Raw genomic sequence first — 16,610 nt, forward strand, 5'->3', positions numbered from 1 at the left:
GCGTCCAGAATGCGGACGTTAGGTACGGTCCGTGGCGTGGAGAACGTCGGCACCCGAGAGGTGTACGCAAACCCGTGGATGACGGTCCGCGAGGACGAGGTCCGGCGCGCTGACGGCTCGAACGGCATCTACGGCGTGGTCGACAAGCCCGACTTCGCGCTGGTCATCCCGCTCGACGGCGAACGCGTGCGGCTTGTCGAGCAGTTCCGCTACCCGATCGGCCTGCGCCGCTGGGAGTTCCCGCAGGGCACCGCGCCCGACCGCGCCGACTCCGACCCGCTGGAGCTCGCGCGCCGCGAACTGCGCGAGGAGACCGGACTGCGCGCCGGCCGGATGACCGCGCTGGGTCTGCTCGACGTGGCGCCCGGCATGTCGTCGCAACGCGGCCGCGTGTTCCTCGCGACCGAGCTGACCGAGGGCTTCCACGAGCGGGAGCACGAGGAGCAGGACATGCGCTCGGCGTGGTTCCCGCGCGCCGAGTTCGAGTCGATGATCGCGAAGGGCGAGATCACCGACGCCCAGTCGATCGCCGCCTACACGCTTCTCCTGCTGCACGAGCACTCCCAGCCCTAGTTCTGGCAGCCCTGGAACGCCGTCCGGTAGCTCTGCGGTGAGGTGCCGGCGATCCGCTTGAACCTGTCGCGGAACGCCGTCGCCGATCCGAAGCCGACCCTGCTCGCGATCAGCTCCACCGGTTCCTTCGTGGTTTCGAGCAGGTGCTGGGCCTGGCGGACGCGGGCCCGGTGCAGCCACTGCAAGGGCGTGGTGCCGGTCTGCTCGCGGAACCGCCGGTTCAACGTGCGCGTGCTCATGCCGGCCTGCTTCGCCAGGTCCTCCAACGTGAGCTCCGTCGCCGTGTTGGCCTCCATCCACCGCAGCAACGGTTCGAGCTCGACCCCTTGCGGCGCCACGGGTGGTGTGACGATGAACTGCGCCTGCCCGCCTTCTCTCTCGAGTGGCATCACGGCCAGTCGTGCCGCATCGGCCGCCACCGCGGACCCGTGGTCTCGCCGGATCATGTGCAGGCACAGGTCGAGCCCGGCCGCCGCCCCCGCGGACGTGAGGAACTGCCCGTTGTCGACGTAGAGCACGTCCGGGTCGACCTCCAGCGCGGGAAACCGCGCGGCCAGCTCCTCCGCGCCCAGCCAGTGTGTGGTCACCCGCAGCCCGTCGAGCAACCCGGTCGCCGCGAACACGAAGGCACCCGTGCAGATCGACGCGATCCGCGTGCCTCGTGCCGCCGCCTGCCGCAGCGCCTCGACCAACGGCTTCGGCACGACCATTCCCGGGTCGTGGCCGGGCAGCACGATGGTGTCCACTTCGGACAACAACTCCAGGCCGTGCGGCACTTTGATCTCGAAACAGCCCGCGTCCACCGTCCTCTTGGGACCGCAGACGCGCACCCGGTACCGCCCGACCCAGTTGAACGCGTCGACCGGCGTCGCGAAGTCGAACGGGACGACGCTGTCCATCGCTACCACTGCCACCTCGTGCACGTCCACCACCGTAGCTGGCGAGAATCCGTTGGAACATGGCATTCCAGCCAGTTCTCGACGGGTTCCGGCCGTCCTACGGTTTTGATCACCGACGACGAGGGAGTCCGCTGTGAGAGCGCAAGTGGTGTTGTTCGACGGCTTCGACCCGTTGGACGCGATCGGCCCGTACGAGACGTTGACGGCGGGCGGCGTCCAGGCCGAACTGGTGACGGTGGAAGGCCCGCGAGAGGTCCGCGCGGGCATGAACCTGTTGTCGCTCAACGCAACCGCCCGGCTCGACCCCGGCAGCGACCTCATCGTCGTCCCCGGTGCGGCGGCCTTGGCGGAGGACGAGACGTTCGCACTGCTCAGCGCGGCCGCCGCGACGATCGCGCCCGCGCTGACAGGCACCGAAGCGATCATCGCCACCGTCTGCGGAGGCTCGCTGGTGCTGGCCATCGCCGGCCTGATCAAGGGCCGCAACGCCACCACGAACCACCTCGGCCTGCACGCGCTGGAGTCGATGGGGGTCAACGCGATCAAGGCCCGCATCGTCGACGACGGCGACCTCGTCACCGCCGCGGGGGTCACGTCCGGCATCGACCTGGGCCTCTACCTGGTCGAACGTGAGCTCGGGGCCCAGCAGGCACTGGAGGTCGAGGAGCTCTTCGCCCACGAACGGCGCGGCACCGCGTGGAGGGCGGCGTGAGCAAGTTCTTCCTCTCCCTGCACGTCCTGGCGGCGATCATCGCCATCGGCCCGGTCACCGTCGCCGCCAGCATGTTCCCGAAGGCCGTCACCACCCCGGGCAACCCCGAACTGCTGCACCGGATCTGCCGCGTCTACGCCCTCATCGGCATCTCCGTGCCGGTCTTCGGCTTCGCGACGGCCGGCGTGATGGGCGTGACCGGCCACCCCTGGGTGATCGTGTCGATCGCGCTCACCACCGCCGCCGCGTTCGTGCTGGCGTTGAAGATCCTGCCCGGTCAGGAGAAGGCGTTGAAGACCAAGGACGTCAAGCACCTCGCCATGTACACGGGGATCTTCAACCTGTTGTGGGCCACCGTGACCGTGCTGATGATCCTGCGGCCAGGCTCGACCACCGGGGCCTAGAGCTGCTGCACCACCGGGCGCACGATGATCTCGTTGACGTCCACCGACGGGGGCTGCGCGATCGCGTAGGCGATGGCGTCACCGATGACCGACGCCGGCAGCGCGATCTTGACCAGGTCCTCCATCGCGCCGGCCGCGACGTCGTCGGTGATGGAGTTCGCCAGCTCGGACTCCATGGCGCCAGGGCTGATCACGGTGACGCGCAGGGCGGAGCTCTCCTGGCGCAGCCCTTCGGACAACGCCCGCACCGCGTACTTCGTGGCGCAGTAGACGGCGGCGGTCGGCATGACCGTGTGCGCGGCCACCGAGGCGACGTTCACGACGTGGCCGCCGTCGGCGAACCTCGGCAGCACCGCCGCGATGCCGTTCAGCACGCCCTTGATGTTCACGTCCACCATGCGGTCCCACTCGTCCACCTTGAGGGAGCTCATGAGGGACAACGGCATCACGCCCGCGTTGTTCACCAACACGTCGATCCGCCCGTACCGCTCCACCGCCGCGTCCACAAAGGACTGGAACGACTCGCGCGACGTCACGTCGAGCGGCGCGTACGAGCCGCCGATCTCCGCCGCCAACGCCGCCAGCCGGTCCTCACGCCGTGCCCCGAGGAACACCTGATGTCCTGCCGCGGCCAGCACTCGGGCCGTCGCCTCGCCGATGCCGCTGGACGCTCCACTGATCAACACGACTTTGCTCATGGCCACCACCCTCCGGCCGCCGCAGGCCCGCTACCAGGACACCTTCTCCCTAGGTGCGTCACACCCAGGCAGAACCAGAGCAACCCGAATAGCCTCGGTGACGTGCTCGGCGACTTCCTGAAGGCCCACCGCGCCCGCGTCAGTCCCGAGGACGCGGGCCTCCCGTCGCACACCCAGCGCAAGGTGAAGGGCCTGCGCCGCGAGGAGGTCGCCGTCCTGGCCGGGGTGAGCGCGGACTACTACGCCCGGCTGGAGCAGGGCCGCGAGACCAACCCGTCGGCGCAGGTCCTGGACGCCCTGAGCCGCGCGCTGCGACTCGACACGGACGCGCGGGCCCACCTGCACCGCCTCGCCGGCGTCGCGGCCGAGGAGGGCTACGCGCCCGACGTCGTCAGCCCGGAACTGCGTCGCCTCATCAGCGGCATGCCCGACATGCCCGCGTTCGTGATGAACTCGGTCCTCGACATCCTCGCCACGAACGCGCTGGCCGACGCCCTGTACGAACCGTTCACGCCAGCCGACAACGCGGTGCGCATGGCCTTCCTCGACCCCGCCGCGCAGAGCTTCTACCCGCGCTGGCACTGGATCGCCCAGACCACCGTGGCGCACCTGCGGCAGACCGCCGACCCGAACTCCCCGCGGCTGCGCAGGATGGTCGAGGAGCTCAGCCGGAACACGGTCTTCAAGCAGCTCTGGGAACAGCACGAGGTGCGCGGCAAGACCCAGGACGCCAAGGAGTTCGTGCACCCGGCCGTCGGCCCGATCGAGCTGAACTACCACTCGTTCGACGTGCGCGACGCCCCCGGCCAGTTCCTGGTGATCTACCAGGCCGAGCCGGGCCCGAACGCCGACGCCCTGAAACTTCTCGCGACTAGTCGGGCCACACGGGCGGCCGCTTCTCCAGGAACGACGCACGTCCCTCTTTGGCTGACGGCGACTGCGACGTCTCGGCCATGACGTTGAGCGCGACCTCGTACCCGTCGCTCTCGGGCCGGTCGAGCTGCGCGTAGATCGTCCGCTTGCCGATCGCCTTCGACGCGCGACTCCCCCGCGTGGCGCGCGCCAGCAGGTCGTCCGTGGAGGCGTCCAACTCGTCTAGCGGCACCGCCCGGTTGATCAGCCCCCACTCGACCGCCGTGGCCGCGTCGATCACGTCCCCGGTCAGCACCATCTCCATCAACCGCTTGCGCCCCACCGACCGCGCCACCGGCACCGCGGGCGTGTGGCAGAACCACCCGGCCTTGCCGCCGGGCAACGAGAACCCGGCCGTGTCCGCCGCGACCGCGAGATCGCAGGAGGCCACCAGCTGACACCCGGCCGCCGTCGCCAACCCCTGCACGCGCGCGATCACGACCTGCGGCGCGGACTGGATGGTCTTCATCAACACCGTGCACAACTCCAGCAGGAGCCGCACGCCCTCCTCGTCCCGCGCGTGCACGTCCGCGAAGTCGTGCCCGGCCGAGAACACCGGCCCCTCGGCGGCCAGCACGATCCCGGCCGCGTCGGACGTCCGCACCTCCCGGAACGCGTCCAGCAGCTCGGTGAGGTGTTCCGCGGACAGCGCGTTGCGCTTGGCCGCGCGGTTCATCGTGATCCGGACGACGGACCCGTCCCGCGAAACGTCAACCATTCCGCGACACTAAGGCCCTACGCCAGCTCACGCACCTCCCGGATCACCGTGACGATCTCGTCCATGATCTCGGTCAGCTCGTAGTCCTTGGGCGTGAACACCCGTGCCACACCACGTTCGCGCAGCTTGGCGGCGTCGTCCGGCGGGATGATGCCGCCGACGATCACCGGGATGTCCCCGGCGCCGGCCGCCCGCAAGCCGTCGACCACCGCGGGTACGACCTCCAGGTGCGAACCGGACAGGATCGAGAGACCCACGACGTGCACGTCCTCCTGCACGGCGGCCGCGACGATCTGCGACGGCGTGAGGCGGATGCCCTGGTAGACGACCTCGAAGCCGACGTCGCGGGCGCGCACGGCGACCTGCTCGGCGCCGTTGGAGTGGCCGTCGAGGCCGGGCTTGCCGACGAGCATGCGCAGGCGTTCGCCCAGGTCCTCGCCGGTCGCGCGGACGCGGTCGCGCACGCGGGCGATCTCGGAGCCAGCCTCACCGGACGCCGAAGCACCGGAAACGCCTGTGGGGGCGCGGTATTCACCGAAAGTCTCACGCAACGCCTGGGACCATTCGCCGGTCGTCACACCCGCGCGGGCGCACGCGAGCGTCACCTCCACGAGGTTCTGGTCGGTCTTCGCGGCCGCACGCAGAGCGTCCAAAGACGCTTCCGCCGCAACGTTGTCGCGCGCCGAACGCCACTGCTGGATCGCCTCGACGGCGTGCAGCTCGACGATCGGGTCGATGGTCTCGATGGCGTTCGCGCCCTCGGCCTGCAACGGCGACGGCTCGGTCGTGTCGAACTTGTTGACGCCGACGACGATGTCCTCGCCCGCCTCGACGCGGCGACGGCGATCCGCCAGCGAGGACACCAGGTTCGACTTCATGTAGCCGGACTCGACGGCCGCGACGGCACCGCCCATCGCCTGCACGCGGTCGATCTCCTCGCGCGCACCGGCGAGGATCTCGTTGACCTTCGCCTCGATGACGGGCGAGCCGTCGAAGATGTCGTCGTACTCCAGCAGGTCCGTCTCGAACGCGAGCACCTGCTGCATGCGCAACGCCCACTGCTGGTCCCACGGCCGTGGCAGACCCAGCGCCTCGTTCCACGCCGGCAGCTGGATCGCGCGCGCACGGGCGTTGCGGGACAACGACACCGCGAGCATCTCCAGCACGATGCGCTGAACGTTGTTCTCCGGCTGCGCTTCCGTGAGGCCGAGCGAGTTGACCTGCACGCCGTAGCGGAACCGGCGGTGCTTCGGGTTCTCGACGCCGTAGCGTTCCAGCGTGATCTCGTCCCACAGCTGGGCGAACGCGCGCATCTTGCACATCTCCTCGATGAACCGCACACCGGCGTTCACGAAGAAGGAGATGCGGGCGACGACCTCACCGAACTTCTCCTGCGGCACCTGACCGGAGTCGCGCACGGAGTCCAGCACCGCGATCGCCGTGCACATCGCGTACGCGACCTCCTGCGCCGGCGTCGCGCCGACCTCCTGGAGGTGGTAGCTGCAGATGTTGATCGGGTTCCACTTGGGGACGTTGGAGACGGTCCACGCCACCATGTCGGTGATCAGCCGCAGCGACGGCCCCGGCGGGAACACGTACGTGCCGCGGGACAGGTACTCCTTGATGATGTCGTTCTGCGTCGTGCCGGCGAGTGCCGACGGGTCCGCGCCCTGTTCCTCGGCCACGGTGACGTAGAGGGCGAGCAGCCACATGGCCGTCGCGTTGATCGTCATCGACGTGTTGGCGCCGCCGAGCGGGATCTCGTCGAAGAGCTGCCGCATGTCGCCGAGGTGGCTGATGGGCACGCCGACCTTGCCGACCTCACCCTTGGCGAGCTCGTCGTCCGGGTCGTAGCCGGTCTGCGTGGGCAGGTCGAACGCCACGGACAGACCCGTCTGCCCCTTGGCGAGGTTCCGCCGGTAGAGAGCGTTGGACGCGGCGGCCGAGGAGTGGCCCGCGTACGTGCGCATCACCCAGGGGCGGTCGCGTTCACGGTCAGCCGGGTACGGCACAGCAACCTCCCACAACGTCGTTCATCGGAGCGTACTGGCCGGTAACCAAGGCTGCGCGTGCGCTTGCTCACTGAATCGAGACCACTGAGAGCATCATGGGGAGGTGACGGGGATTTACCAGACTGTGGTCGTGTTCGCGGTGCTCGGCCTGCTGGCGTTGACGTTGAGGTACTTCGCGGGCAACGACAAGCGGCCCGTGCCGGATCTGGACGGCACGGACTTCGGCCTGCTCAGCGAGGTCGCGGTCGTGCCCACGGAAGAGGCGGCGAACGTCCTCGTGCAGAAGCTCAAGCGGAACGGCGTGCGCGCCACGCGTTCGAGGAACGCGCCCTACCAGGTGATGGTGTTCCCGGCGGACGTCCCGAACGCGCGGCTGGTGCTCAAGAGCTGACGCGCTCGACGTCGGCCCCGAGCTTGCGGAGGTTTTCCACGAACCCAGGGTAACCGCGCTCGATGTGGAAGATCTCGTAGACCTCGGTCGCCCCGTCCGCGCACAGACCGGCGAGCACGAGCCCCGCACCAGCACGGATGTCCGAAGCCCACACCGGCGCGCTGGACAGCTTCTCGATGCCGCGGATCACGGCGTGGTGACCGTCCGTGCGCGCATCGGCCCCGAGCCGGATCATCTCGTCGATGAAGCGGAACCGGGACTCGAACAGGTTCTCCGTGATCATCGACGTGCCCTCGGACACCGTCGACAGCGCGATCGCGAACGGCTGGTTGTCCGTGGCGAAGCCGGGGTACGGCAGCGTCACGAAGTCGACGGCCTTGGGCCGCCCCTCCATGACCACGCGGAACCCCTCGTCCTCACCCTCGTAGACGGTGACCTCGGCCCCCGCCATCCGCAGCTTCTCCAGCACGAGGTCCAGGTGGTGCGGGTTCACACCACGCACACGCACGTCGCCACGCGTCATCGCGGCGGCGAAACCCCAGGTGGCGCCCACGATCCGGTCACCGATGACCCGGTGCTCGGTCGGCTTCAGCTCCGTGACGCCGTGCACGGTGAGCGTGGACGTCCCAGCGCCCTCGACCTTCGCGCCCATCTGCGTGAGCATCAGGCAGAGGTCGACGATCTCCGGCTCGCGCGCCGCGTTGTCGATGACGGTCGTGCCGTTGGCCAGCACCGCCGCCATCAGGATGTTCTCGGTGGCCCCCATGCTGGGGAAGTCCAACCAGATCTGCGTGCCGTGCAGCCCCTCGGCCTCGGCGACGATGCACCCGTGCTCGATCCACGTGGTCGCGCCGAGCTTCTCGAGCCCGCTCTGGTGCATGTCCAGCGGCCGCGACCCGATGGCGTCACCACCCGGCAGCGCCACGACGGCCCGCTTGCACCGCCCGACCAGCGGCCCGAGCACGCAGATGCTGGCCCGCAGCTTGCCCATGGCCTCGGAGTCGGCCCGATGGCTGAGCTGCGCGGGCGTCGTGATCCTGGCCACGTCACCCTCGAGCTCGACCTCGCACCCGAGGCTGCGCAGCGCGTCAGCCATCAAGGGCACGTCGAGGATGTCCGGGCAGTTCGTGATGGTCGTAGTGCCCTCAGCCAACAGAGCAGCGGCCATCAACTTGAGCACGCTGTTCTTGGCGCCGACGACCTCGACCTCGCCGACCAACCGTGCGCCACCGTGTACCCGGAAATGCTCACTCACACGGCAATCCTACGTACGGCCATAGAGTGGCGAACATGGCGGTACACCTCACCAAGATCTACACGCGCGTGGGCGACGACGGCACCACAGGCCTGGGCGACTTCTCGCGTGTCCCGAAGACGGATCCGCGCATCGAGGCCTACGCGGACGTGGACGAGACCAACGCCTCCCTGGGCGTGGCGCTGGCGCTGGGCAACCTGGCCGAAGACGTCCACGAGGTGGTCCGCAAGGTCCAGAACGACCTCTTCGACGTGGGCGCGGACCTCTGCACCCCCATCGTCCCGGACCCGAAGTACCCACCGCTGCGCGTGACCCAGGCCTACGTGGACCGCCTGGAGGGCTACTGCGACGAGTTCAACGAACGCCTGGGCAAGCTCGACTCGTTCATCCTGAACGGAGGCACCCCGGGAGCAGCCCTGCTGCACCAGGCCCGCACCATCGCCCGCCGAGCGGAACGCCGCGCCTGGTCGCTGTTGGAAGTGGCCCCGGACGAGACCAACGTCCTCACGGCGAAGTACCTGAACCGCCTGTCCGACCTGCTGTTCATCCTGGCGAGGGTGGCGAACCCGGACGGCGACGTCCTGTGGCAACCGGGCGGCAACGCCTAGCAGGGCACCAAACGCAAAACGACCCGCCGGAAACTCCGGCGGGTCGAACCGCAAGAAATCAGGAAGCCCAGGGAATGGAACGCCCTGGAGGCGAGGACTCCAACCAGGACAAGAACCCGGTCAGGGCATCCGGCCCCATGGCGATCTCGACCTCACCGGAAGCGGATCGGCACCGCAGCACCGTGGCCCCCACCGGCATCGCGTAGGCCTCAGGCCCGGTCGGCTCCCGCCGGGCGTCGATCTCCAGCCCGTCCCGCGAGATCAGCTCGTTCGGCCCGGACCCGAGAGACAAGACCCGGAACCAAGCGAACGAATCACCCCGGTAGTGCCCCACGCCGAGATGCCACCCACGCCCGCGGTCATCGAACGAGCTGCGCAGGGCGACGTGCACGCCGCCCTCCCGCAACAAGCGAATCCGGCGCCAGGCGAAGTAGGCGATGACGATCGCCACCCCAAGAAGGATCAGGCCGGCAATCTCGGTGATCCCCACGGCTGCGGCCTCGTGCCCGGTCTCAGGCCGACTGTTCCACGGCCCGCACGCGCGCTGCCGCACGTGCGCGCTCTGCGTCGTCCGCGTCCTGCAGTGCGGTCCGCGCCGCGTCCACGTCGATCTCGCCCGCGAGCTCGGCGTCCTCGGCGAGAATCGAAACGCCGGTGCCGGTCACGGAGAGGAAGCCACCGTGCACCGCCGCGGTGACCAGGCCACCGTCGGTCGTGCGCACGCGCACCACGCCACCCTCGACCAGCTGGCCGAGCACGGGCTCGTGACCGGGCAGGATGCCGATCTCGCCCTCGGTGGTCTGCGCCGAAACAGAGGTGGCCTTACCGGACCACAAACGGCGTTCAACGGCGACCAGTTCAACGGTCATCTCGGCCACGCGTATCTCCCTCGTCGTCTGGAGTCGAACTGAGTCTAAACGGTCGCCTGACAACCTTGCCGCCCCGCCCGGTGTCAGTACGTTCGACGACCGCCGGGGAGGGGGGACATGCAGGACTTCGAAGACTTCGTGGCGTTGCGCTCGCAGGCTCTGTTGCGCACCGCCTACCTGCTCTGCGGCGGCGACAAAGGTGCCGCCGAGGACATTCTGCAGGACGTCCTCATGGGCATGTACGGCAAGTGGCGCCGCATCAGGACCTCTCCGGAGGCGTACGCGCGCGCCGCGCTGGCCAACTCGGCCGCGAACCGGTGGCGACGGCGTTCCCGCAGGCCGGAGGCACCGCTGGAACTGGGGGCGGTGCCTCCGGCCCGGGGACACGAGCAGCAGGTGGTGGACGCGGACAGCGTGGTGCGCGCGTTGGCGCAGTTGCCCAGCAGGATGCGCGCGGTGCTGGTGTTGCGGTTCTTCGAGGACCTGAGCGAGGCCGAGACGGCACGCCTGCTCGGGTGCGGTGTCGGCACGGTGAAGAGCCAGACCTCGCGGGGCCTCTCCCGCCTGCGCGAACTGATGGGTGAGCAGGTGCTGACGTGGAGCTGAAGCAGGCGATGGAGGCGGCGACGGCGGAGCTGGACGTGCGGCCGGGATTCGTGGGGGACGTGATGGCCGGGGGACGGCGCAGGCACACGCGCAAGCTCGTGACGGTCACCGCGGTGGTGGCGCTGCTCGCGGGCGCGACGGCCGGGGTGGTGGTGACGCGCACGACAGAAGCAGGACCGGCGGACTCGCGGGTGACGGCGGCGCCGACCGGTCCGTTCGCGGGCGACGCCGGGTTCCTCGCGTCGTCGCTGCACCTGTGGACCGAGGCGCAGAAGCAGCCGTGGAAACCCACCGAACCCGTGGCTGAAGTCACATCGCCGCCGAACGTGTTCTGGACGGGGCAGGCGACGTCGGGACGGGTGGCCCTGGTCGCGCAGGAGGTCCGGGTGACCAACTCGAAGCACCCGGCGACGCTCGTCGGTCTCGTGGCCGACGGCACCGTGGTGAGCCGCGAGATCGTCATGGAGGAGTCCAAGGGCCACGAGGCGGGGCTCTACCGGTTCGGCCCCGCGGGCGACCAGTACGTGGTGCTGACGCTCGGCAAGACCATCTCCTGGTCGTCGAAGGCGGAGCGGGGCACCGACCACAGGCTCAGCCGCGTCTGGGCATCGGCCCCGCACGACGGCGACGGCGCGGTCTACACGGTCGTCGCGCTGTCCGACCGGCCCGTGTTCGTGCGCGGCGAGTCGGTGCCGAAGTCCGACGACTTCGCCCAGCAGGCGATCCTGGGCTCCGGTTACTACCCGCAGGGCCCGTTCATGCCCCATCCCGGCATCGGCTGGAACGGGCAGCAGTGCGCGACGGACGGACCCCCGCAGCCGGCCGGCTGGCCGGGCATGAACGTGCCGACGGCACAACAGGAACTGCAGAAGCGCGCGTTGCTCGACTACCTGGTCAGCTGGGACTCCGCCGGCACCTGGAGCGTCTGCGCGTGGTTGCCGGACGGCCGTTACGCGCTCATGTTCGAGGCGTACGGCGACCTGTACGGCGCGCTGTACCGGCCCGACGGCACGTTCAGCGCACCCGCGTTCGGCGGCAAGGCCGTCAAGGGGCAGCCGGCCGTGCTGCCGCTCCCCGACGGCCAGGGCACGATCGTCGCCGACTTCAACGGCTACCTCGGCCCCCAGGGACGCGAGCACGCCTGGCTGGCCCCCAGCGGCACCAGGGAGGTCACCGTGGTGCAGCAGGGGGTGTCCCGCGTGCTTCAGCTGCCGTAGAGGCAACCAGCCGTCGCTAGCCGTGCCAGGAACGCCAGAGCGTCGCGTACGTGCCGTCCCTGGCCACCAGGTCGTCGTGGGATCCCAACTCCACGACACGACCCGCGTCGACGACCGCGATCCGGTCGGCGTCCCGCGCGGTCTGCAGCCGGTGCGCGATCGCGATCACCGTGCGTCTCTCCCGCACGGCCGCGATCGCGCGCTCGGCGTGTCGAGCCGTCGCCGGGTCGAGCGACGACGTCGCCTCGTCCAGCACCAGCGTGTGCGGGTCGGCGACCTCGACGCGGGCCAGCGCGAGTTGCTGCGCCTGTGCGGGATCCAGTTCCACGCCGCCCGCACCGAGCCGCGTGTCGAGCCCCTCGGGCAACTCGTCGAACCAGCGCGCGCCGACCAGGTGCAACGCTCCGAGCAGCTTCTCGTCCGGAGCGTCCGGCGCCGCCATCGCCAGGTTCTCCCGGACCGTGCCGATGAACACGTGATGTTCCTGCGTCACGAGGACGATCCGCTGCTCGCCGGCGGCGGCGAGGTCCGCGACCGGCACTCCGCCGACGAGCACCGTGCCCTCCGACGGCCTGTCGACGCCCGCGATCAGCCTGCCCAGCGTCGACTTGCCCGCGCCTGAGACGCCGACGATCGCCAGCCGTTCTCCCTGCTGCACCACGAGGTCGACGCCGTGCAGCACCTCGTGTCCGTCCACATAGGAGTACCGGACGCCCCGCACCTCGATGAGGTCGTCGGCGGGTTCACGCACCTCGGGCGAGGCCTCGCCGTGCACCCCGATCCCCTCTATCCGCGCGAACGACGCTCCGGCGCGCTGCAGGAACTCGATCCAGAACATGATGCGGTCCATCGGTTCGACCAGCCGCCACACCCAGAGCACCGCCGTGACGACGACCTCGAGCCGCACCCCGTCCTGCGCGTAGAAGAAGCCGCCGACGAGCAGCACCAGGACGGCCGGCACGACGTTGAGGAACGTCGTGGCGGGGAACAGCACGTTCCGCAGCCGCAGCGTGCGCATCCGCGCGCGGAACGCCCGCGCGATGGCACCGTCCGCCGCCGAGACCATCCGGTCCCGCAGCCCGTACGTCTCGATCGTCCGGCTGCCCTCGCCGACCGCGGCGGAGATCTCGGCGACGTCGCCGTTGGCCTCGCTCTCGACGAGGTACGCCTCGCGCGCACGGGTGAGGTACCAGCGCGTCGCCCACACCACGAACGGCATCCCGGCCAGCGACACGAGGCCCAGCACCGGATCCAGCCAGAACACGGCCACGAACACCACGACGAGGTGCACGGCGCCCGTGAGCACCTCGGGCACGCCGTCCCGCAGCGCCTGACCGACCACGCCGACGTCGCTCGTCACGCGGGTGAGCAGGTCGCCGGTGCTCAGCCTGTCGACCACCCGCGCGGGCAACGCCAGCGTGCGCGTGACCGCCTGCTCCCGCAACGACGCGAGGAACCGTTCGCCGAGCCGCGCCGTCAGCAAAGCGCTGTACCGCACCAGCACCAGGTGTGCCACGGCGGCGCCGAGCACACCGAGCGCAAGCGCGTCCACAGTGGACAGCGTCAGCGTGCCCGCCTCCACCCCGCCGACGATCTTGCCGAGCAGGTAGGGCCCGCCGAGCGCCGACACCGCCGAGAGCGCCGTCATCAGCAGCACCACGGCCAGCGCCGGCCGTTCGCCCCGCAACAGCCGCACCGCCGCCTGCCGCACCTCACGCCGGTCCGCGACCGGCAGCCTGGTGATCATCGGCTCTCCTCCAGCCGCACGACCTGGTCCGCCTGGCCCGCCCACAACGGCGACGACGACACCACGACCGTGGTGCGCCCGGCCCGCCGTTCCCTCACCCGCTTCGCCACGGCGGCCTCGGTGACGGCGTCCAGCGCCGACGTGGGCTCCACCAGCACCAGCAGTTCGGGTTCGCTCAGCAGGGCGCGCACGAGCCGCAGCCGTTGCCGCTGACCGCCGGACACGTTGCGCCCCTGCGACTCCAGGTGCGAGTCGAGCCCGTCCGGCAACGCCTCCACGACGTCCACCGCGGCCGCCGCGTAGAGCGCCTCGTCCAGTTCGCGGTCGAGGTGCTCCCCCACCGACACCGCCTCGCGCACGGTGCCGGGGAAGAGGTAGTCGTCGTTGTCCGCCACCACCCCGGGCAGCCGGTCGACCGCGTCCCTGGCCACCGTCGCGTTGGCCGACACGACCACCGTCAGCGCGCCGGTCTTCACGTCCAGAGGCCCGGGATCGTCGCTCTTCTCGTCCGGCTGCAACCTCAGCACGTCGATCACCCGCCGCGCCGACACCAGCGCGCGTGGGATCGCGTCCGCGCCCTCCATGAAGAACGCCACGGGCACCGTCAACGTGGTGACGTAGAGGTAGACGGCGAGCATCTCCTCGATCGTGATCGCGCCGGACACCACCATCCGCGCCACGATCCACGTGACGACGGCGAGGAACAGCGCGGGCAACCCCCACGTCACCGCCTGGACCCAGCTGAGCCAGGCCGACACCCGGTACCCGTCCCGCAACACCTCGCGCGACATCCCGCGAAACCGCGCCTCGAACGCCGGCTTCCCGCCGATGCCGGACAACACCCGCAGCCCGCCGACGATGTCCCCGGCCCGCGAGCTCAGCTCCCCCTGCCGTTCGCGATAGGCGCCTTCCACCGCGTGCAACCGCTTCAGCACCGGCCCGGTCACCAGCGCGAGCACCGGCACCCCGAGCAACACCACCACAGCGACCAACGGCGAGATCCGCACCAGCAACACCGCCGTCGCCGCGTACGCGACCACCGCCCCGACCCCGGGCCCGGTGCTAGTCAACGCGTGCGCGAGCCGAGCCGTGTCACCGTTCTGCAGGTACGTGAGCTCCCCAGTGGACAGCTTGCGCCGCACCACACCACCCAACCGGGTGACGTGCCGCACCACGACCTGCGCCGTCCGCAACGCGGCGTCAGTGCGCACCAACGTCATCGTCCGATGGCGGGCGATGAACACCAGCGCCAGCCCGACCCCCACGAGCACAAGCGCCCCGCACCACCACAACAACGCTCTGCGGTCGCCACCCCGCAACCCGTCCTCGACGGCCCGCGAGATCAGGTACGGCGGCACCATGAGCCCGCACATGGACAACGAGCCCCACCACGCCCCGGCGAGCACCCGCCCGCGCTGCATGCGCACGAGCCACCACAGGTACCGCCAGGGCGAGCGCAGATCCGGAACCCCGGGATCGTCGTGAGGAACATGTCGGGCCATCCCCCGACCTTGCCATCACTCAGCCGCCCCCACGACCGATTTCGCCGTCAGCCCAATCGCACCAACGGCCGTAGCACCCAACGCCGCAATGACCGCAAACGCATAGAAGCCCCACGGGTGCGCCAGTCCAGCCGTGAGCAACGCACCTCCGAGGAGCGGCCCACTAATGGCACCCAACCGCCCCACCCCAGCGGCCCACCCGATGCCAGTGGCCCGGTTCTCCTCGTAAACCCGCCCCGCATAGGCATAAACGAGCACCTGCGCACTGAACACAAAGCACCCGGCCAACAACACGGCGACGTACACACCCACACCAGGCAACTTGATGCTCAACAACGCCAGGAACACCACAGCACCAACAAACCACCCAATGGCCGCGGGCCTGATACCGATCTTGTCGGCAACCGCCCCAGCGATCAGAAGCCCGACCACAGCACCGATGTTGAGCGTCAGCAACAACGCCAACGCCGTCCCCAACTCGTACCCGGCACTACGCATGATCTGCGGCAACCAGGTGTTCAACCCGTACACCAACAACAACCCCATGAACGAGGCGACCCAAAAGGCCACAGTGGCCTTCCGCAACCCAGGCCGGAACAACGACCCGACGGCCTCCAACGCAGGCGCCTTCCGCACCGCGGTCTCCGGCAAGTGCTTGACCATCAAGGGAATCAGCACCAACGCGGGCAACGCCCCCACCACGAACAGCGCCCGCCACCCCAACTCGGGAATCAACACGATCCCCAGCAACGCCGTGATGACAGCACCCACGTGATACCCGGTCATGATGAGCGTGGTGGCCCGCCCACCCTGCCGAGGCCGAGCCTCGTTGACCAACGCGATCGCCGTGGGCAAACACCCACCAAGCCCAAGCCCGGCGAGGAACCTGAGCACCCCGAACGTGGTGGCGTCCGGCGCGAACGCACACGCCAACGTGAACACCGAGAACCCGGCCACCGCAACAATCATGACCTTGCGCCGCCCGATGACGTCCGTGATCGTCCCGATGACCAACGCACCGATCATCATCCCGACCAACCCGGCCGTGGACACGGCACTGGCGGAGGCAGTGGTGAGCAGCTTCTCCTGCAACAGCACGGGAATCACCGTGCCGAGCACCACGAGATCAAAGCCGTCCAACAGAACCGCAGTCCAGCAGAGCGGCAACACCCACTTGTTCACGCGCACTCTCCTCGTCGAGGTGATGCCACGCATCGTGGGCCTCAGGGCTACGAGATCGGGAGTGCGGTTTCCACTCACCGGAAAGCTGTCGGCCGCCGACAGCAGACGAGTGAGGACAAGACAAGCGGAGCGGGCAGGGCAGAGAGAGGCGAGGTGGGCTGTGGCGGAGCAGAGCGATCGAGAGGGGGCGGCCTGGGTACCGCGAAGCCGAAGGCGAGCCCGTATGAGCGCGCGCACCGTGAAAGCGGTTCGGTGACGTGCCCACCCAACTCAGCCACGCACAAACGAGATTGGGGCTTGACTTT

18 protein-coding genes are annotated in these 16,610 nt (G+C 69.5%); 8 read left to right on the top strand and 10 right to left on the bottom strand.

Annotated elements, in window-relative coordinates; translation table 11 throughout:
- Positions 1 to 9 precede the first annotated feature (9 nt).
- On the top strand, positions 10 to 573 hold the full coding sequence (locus tag ACFWNN_RS39050; protein WP_382445009.1) for an NUDIX domain-containing protein: 564 nt from the start codon (positions 10 to 12) through the stop codon (positions 571 to 573).
- Here the strand turns inward: ACFWNN_RS39050 and ACFWNN_RS39055 are convergent.
- Positions 570 to 1,496 carry a GlxA family transcriptional regulator gene (locus ACFWNN_RS39055; protein WP_382445010.1) on the bottom strand — a complete coding sequence of 309 codons (927 nt, stop codon included), beginning with the start codon at positions 1,494 to 1,496 and terminating at the stop codon, positions 570 to 572. The genes ACFWNN_RS39050 and ACFWNN_RS39055 overlap by 4 nt on opposite strands.
- 109 nt (positions 1,497 to 1,605) lie before the next feature.
- Between ACFWNN_RS39055 and ACFWNN_RS39060 the strand changes: the two genes are divergently transcribed.
- The gene (locus tag ACFWNN_RS39060; RefSeq protein WP_382445011.1) at positions 1,606 to 2,184 is read left to right on the top strand and encodes a DJ-1/PfpI family protein; all 579 of its coding nucleotides are present in this window, start codon (positions 1,606 to 1,608) and stop codon (positions 2,182 to 2,184) included.
- The gene (locus ACFWNN_RS39065; protein ID WP_382445012.1) at positions 2,181 to 2,588 is read left to right on the top strand and encodes a hypothetical protein; all 408 of its coding nucleotides are present in this window, start codon (positions 2,181 to 2,183) and stop codon (positions 2,586 to 2,588) included. The genes ACFWNN_RS39060 and ACFWNN_RS39065 overlap by 4 nt, the downstream gene beginning before the upstream one ends.
- Here the strand turns inward: ACFWNN_RS39065 and ACFWNN_RS39070 are convergent.
- Positions 2,585 to 3,286, bottom strand: a complete 702-nt coding sequence (locus ACFWNN_RS39070) for an SDR family oxidoreductase (protein WP_382445013.1) — start codon at positions 3,284 to 3,286, stop codon at positions 2,585 to 2,587. The two genes, ACFWNN_RS39065 and ACFWNN_RS39070, sit on opposite strands and share 4 nt — an antisense overlap.
- Before the next feature lie 102 nt (positions 3,287 to 3,388).
- Here ACFWNN_RS39070 and ACFWNN_RS39075 point away from each other — a divergent pair, with 102 nt between their 5' ends.
- The gene (locus ACFWNN_RS39075) at positions 3,389 to 4,243 is read left to right on the top strand and encodes a helix-turn-helix transcriptional regulator (RefSeq protein ID WP_382445014.1); all 855 of its coding nucleotides are present in this window, start codon (positions 3,389 to 3,391) and stop codon (positions 4,241 to 4,243) included.
- Here the strand turns inward: ACFWNN_RS39075 and ACFWNN_RS39080 are convergent.
- Both ACFWNN_RS39080 and ACFWNN_RS39085 read right to left on the bottom strand, forming a co-directional pair.
- Positions 4,158 to 4,916, bottom strand: a complete 759-nt coding sequence (locus ACFWNN_RS39080; protein WP_382445015.1) for an enoyl-CoA hydratase-related protein — start codon at positions 4,914 to 4,916, stop codon at positions 4,158 to 4,160. The genes ACFWNN_RS39075 and ACFWNN_RS39080 overlap by 86 nt on opposite strands.
- Positions 4,917 to 4,933: 17 nt before the next feature.
- Positions 4,934 to 6,928, bottom strand: coding sequence for a protein meaA (locus ACFWNN_RS39085; RefSeq protein ID WP_382445016.1), 1,995 nt, complete (start codon positions 6,926 to 6,928; stop codon positions 4,934 to 4,936).
- Between the two features lie 103 nt (positions 6,929 to 7,031).
- Here ACFWNN_RS39085 and ACFWNN_RS39090 point away from each other — a divergent pair, with 103 nt between their 5' ends.
- Positions 7,032 to 7,319: a hypothetical protein gene (locus ACFWNN_RS39090; RefSeq protein ID WP_382432139.1), complete on the top strand. Its 288-nt coding sequence runs from the start codon at positions 7,032 to 7,034 to the stop codon at positions 7,317 to 7,319.
- Here the strand turns inward: ACFWNN_RS39090 and murA are convergent.
- The gene (gene murA / locus ACFWNN_RS39095) at positions 7,309 to 8,574 is read right to left on the bottom strand and encodes a UDP-N-acetylglucosamine 1-carboxyvinyltransferase (RefSeq protein ID WP_382445017.1); all 1,266 of its coding nucleotides are present in this window, start codon (positions 8,572 to 8,574) and stop codon (positions 7,309 to 7,311) included. The two genes, ACFWNN_RS39090 and murA, sit on opposite strands and share 11 nt — an antisense overlap.
- A gap of 35 nt (positions 8,575 to 8,609) precedes the next feature.
- Here murA and ACFWNN_RS39100 point away from each other — a divergent pair, with 35 nt between their 5' ends.
- Positions 8,610 to 9,182 carry a cob(I)yrinic acid a,c-diamide adenosyltransferase gene (locus tag ACFWNN_RS39100; RefSeq protein WP_382445018.1) on the top strand — a complete coding sequence of 191 codons (573 nt, stop codon included), beginning with the start codon at positions 8,610 to 8,612 and terminating at the stop codon, positions 9,180 to 9,182.
- 58 nt (positions 9,183 to 9,240) lie between these two features.
- On the opposite strand, the gene ACFWNN_RS39105 is transcribed toward ACFWNN_RS39100, so the two are convergent.
- The gene (locus tag ACFWNN_RS39105) at positions 9,241 to 9,672 is read right to left on the bottom strand and encodes a DUF2550 domain-containing protein (protein WP_382445019.1); all 432 of its coding nucleotides are present in this window, start codon (positions 9,670 to 9,672) and stop codon (positions 9,241 to 9,243) included.
- A 22-nt stretch (positions 9,673 to 9,694) separates the two neighbouring features.
- A complete protein-coding gene (locus ACFWNN_RS39110; protein WP_089921576.1) occupies positions 9,695 to 10,060 on the bottom strand; it encodes a F0F1 ATP synthase subunit epsilon in 366 nt (121 codons plus the stop codon).
- 108 nt (positions 10,061 to 10,168) lie between these two features.
- Between ACFWNN_RS39110 and ACFWNN_RS39115 the strand changes: the two genes are divergently transcribed.
- Together ACFWNN_RS39115 and ACFWNN_RS39120 are read left to right on the top strand one after the other, a co-directional pair.
- On the top strand, positions 10,169 to 10,657 hold the full coding sequence (locus ACFWNN_RS39115; protein WP_382445020.1) for a SigE family RNA polymerase sigma factor: 489 nt from the start codon (positions 10,169 to 10,171) through the stop codon (positions 10,655 to 10,657).
- Complete coding sequence (locus ACFWNN_RS39120; RefSeq protein WP_382445021.1) at positions 10,648 to 11,874, top strand: hypothetical protein; 1,227 nt, start codon at positions 10,648 to 10,650, stop codon at positions 11,872 to 11,874. The genes ACFWNN_RS39115 and ACFWNN_RS39120 overlap by 10 nt, the downstream gene beginning before the upstream one ends.
- A gap of 16 nt (positions 11,875 to 11,890) precedes the next feature.
- On the opposite strand, the gene ACFWNN_RS39125 is transcribed toward ACFWNN_RS39120, so the two are convergent.
- From ACFWNN_RS39125 to ACFWNN_RS39135, 3 genes are read right to left on the bottom strand one after another with little or no spacing between them, the layout of a single operon-like run.
- Positions 11,891 to 13,621, bottom strand: coding sequence for an ABC transporter ATP-binding protein (locus ACFWNN_RS39125; protein WP_382445022.1), 1,731 nt, complete (start codon positions 13,619 to 13,621; stop codon positions 11,891 to 11,893).
- Positions 13,618 to 15,123: an ABC transporter transmembrane domain-containing protein gene (locus ACFWNN_RS39130; protein WP_382445023.1), complete on the bottom strand. Its 1,506-nt coding sequence runs from the start codon at positions 15,121 to 15,123 to the stop codon at positions 13,618 to 13,620. The genes ACFWNN_RS39125 and ACFWNN_RS39130 overlap by 4 nt, the downstream gene beginning before the upstream one ends.
- A 15-nt stretch (positions 15,124 to 15,138) precedes the next feature.
- Positions 15,139 to 16,305: an MFS transporter gene (locus ACFWNN_RS39135; protein WP_382445024.1), complete on the bottom strand. Its 1,167-nt coding sequence runs from the start codon at positions 16,303 to 16,305 to the stop codon at positions 15,139 to 15,141.
- Positions 16,306 to 16,610 lie beyond the last annotated feature (305 nt).

The organism is Lentzea sp. NPDC058450 (assembly GCF_042721395.1).
Taxonomy (GTDB): domain Bacteria; phylum Actinomycetota; class Actinomycetes; order Mycobacteriales; family Pseudonocardiaceae; genus Lentzea.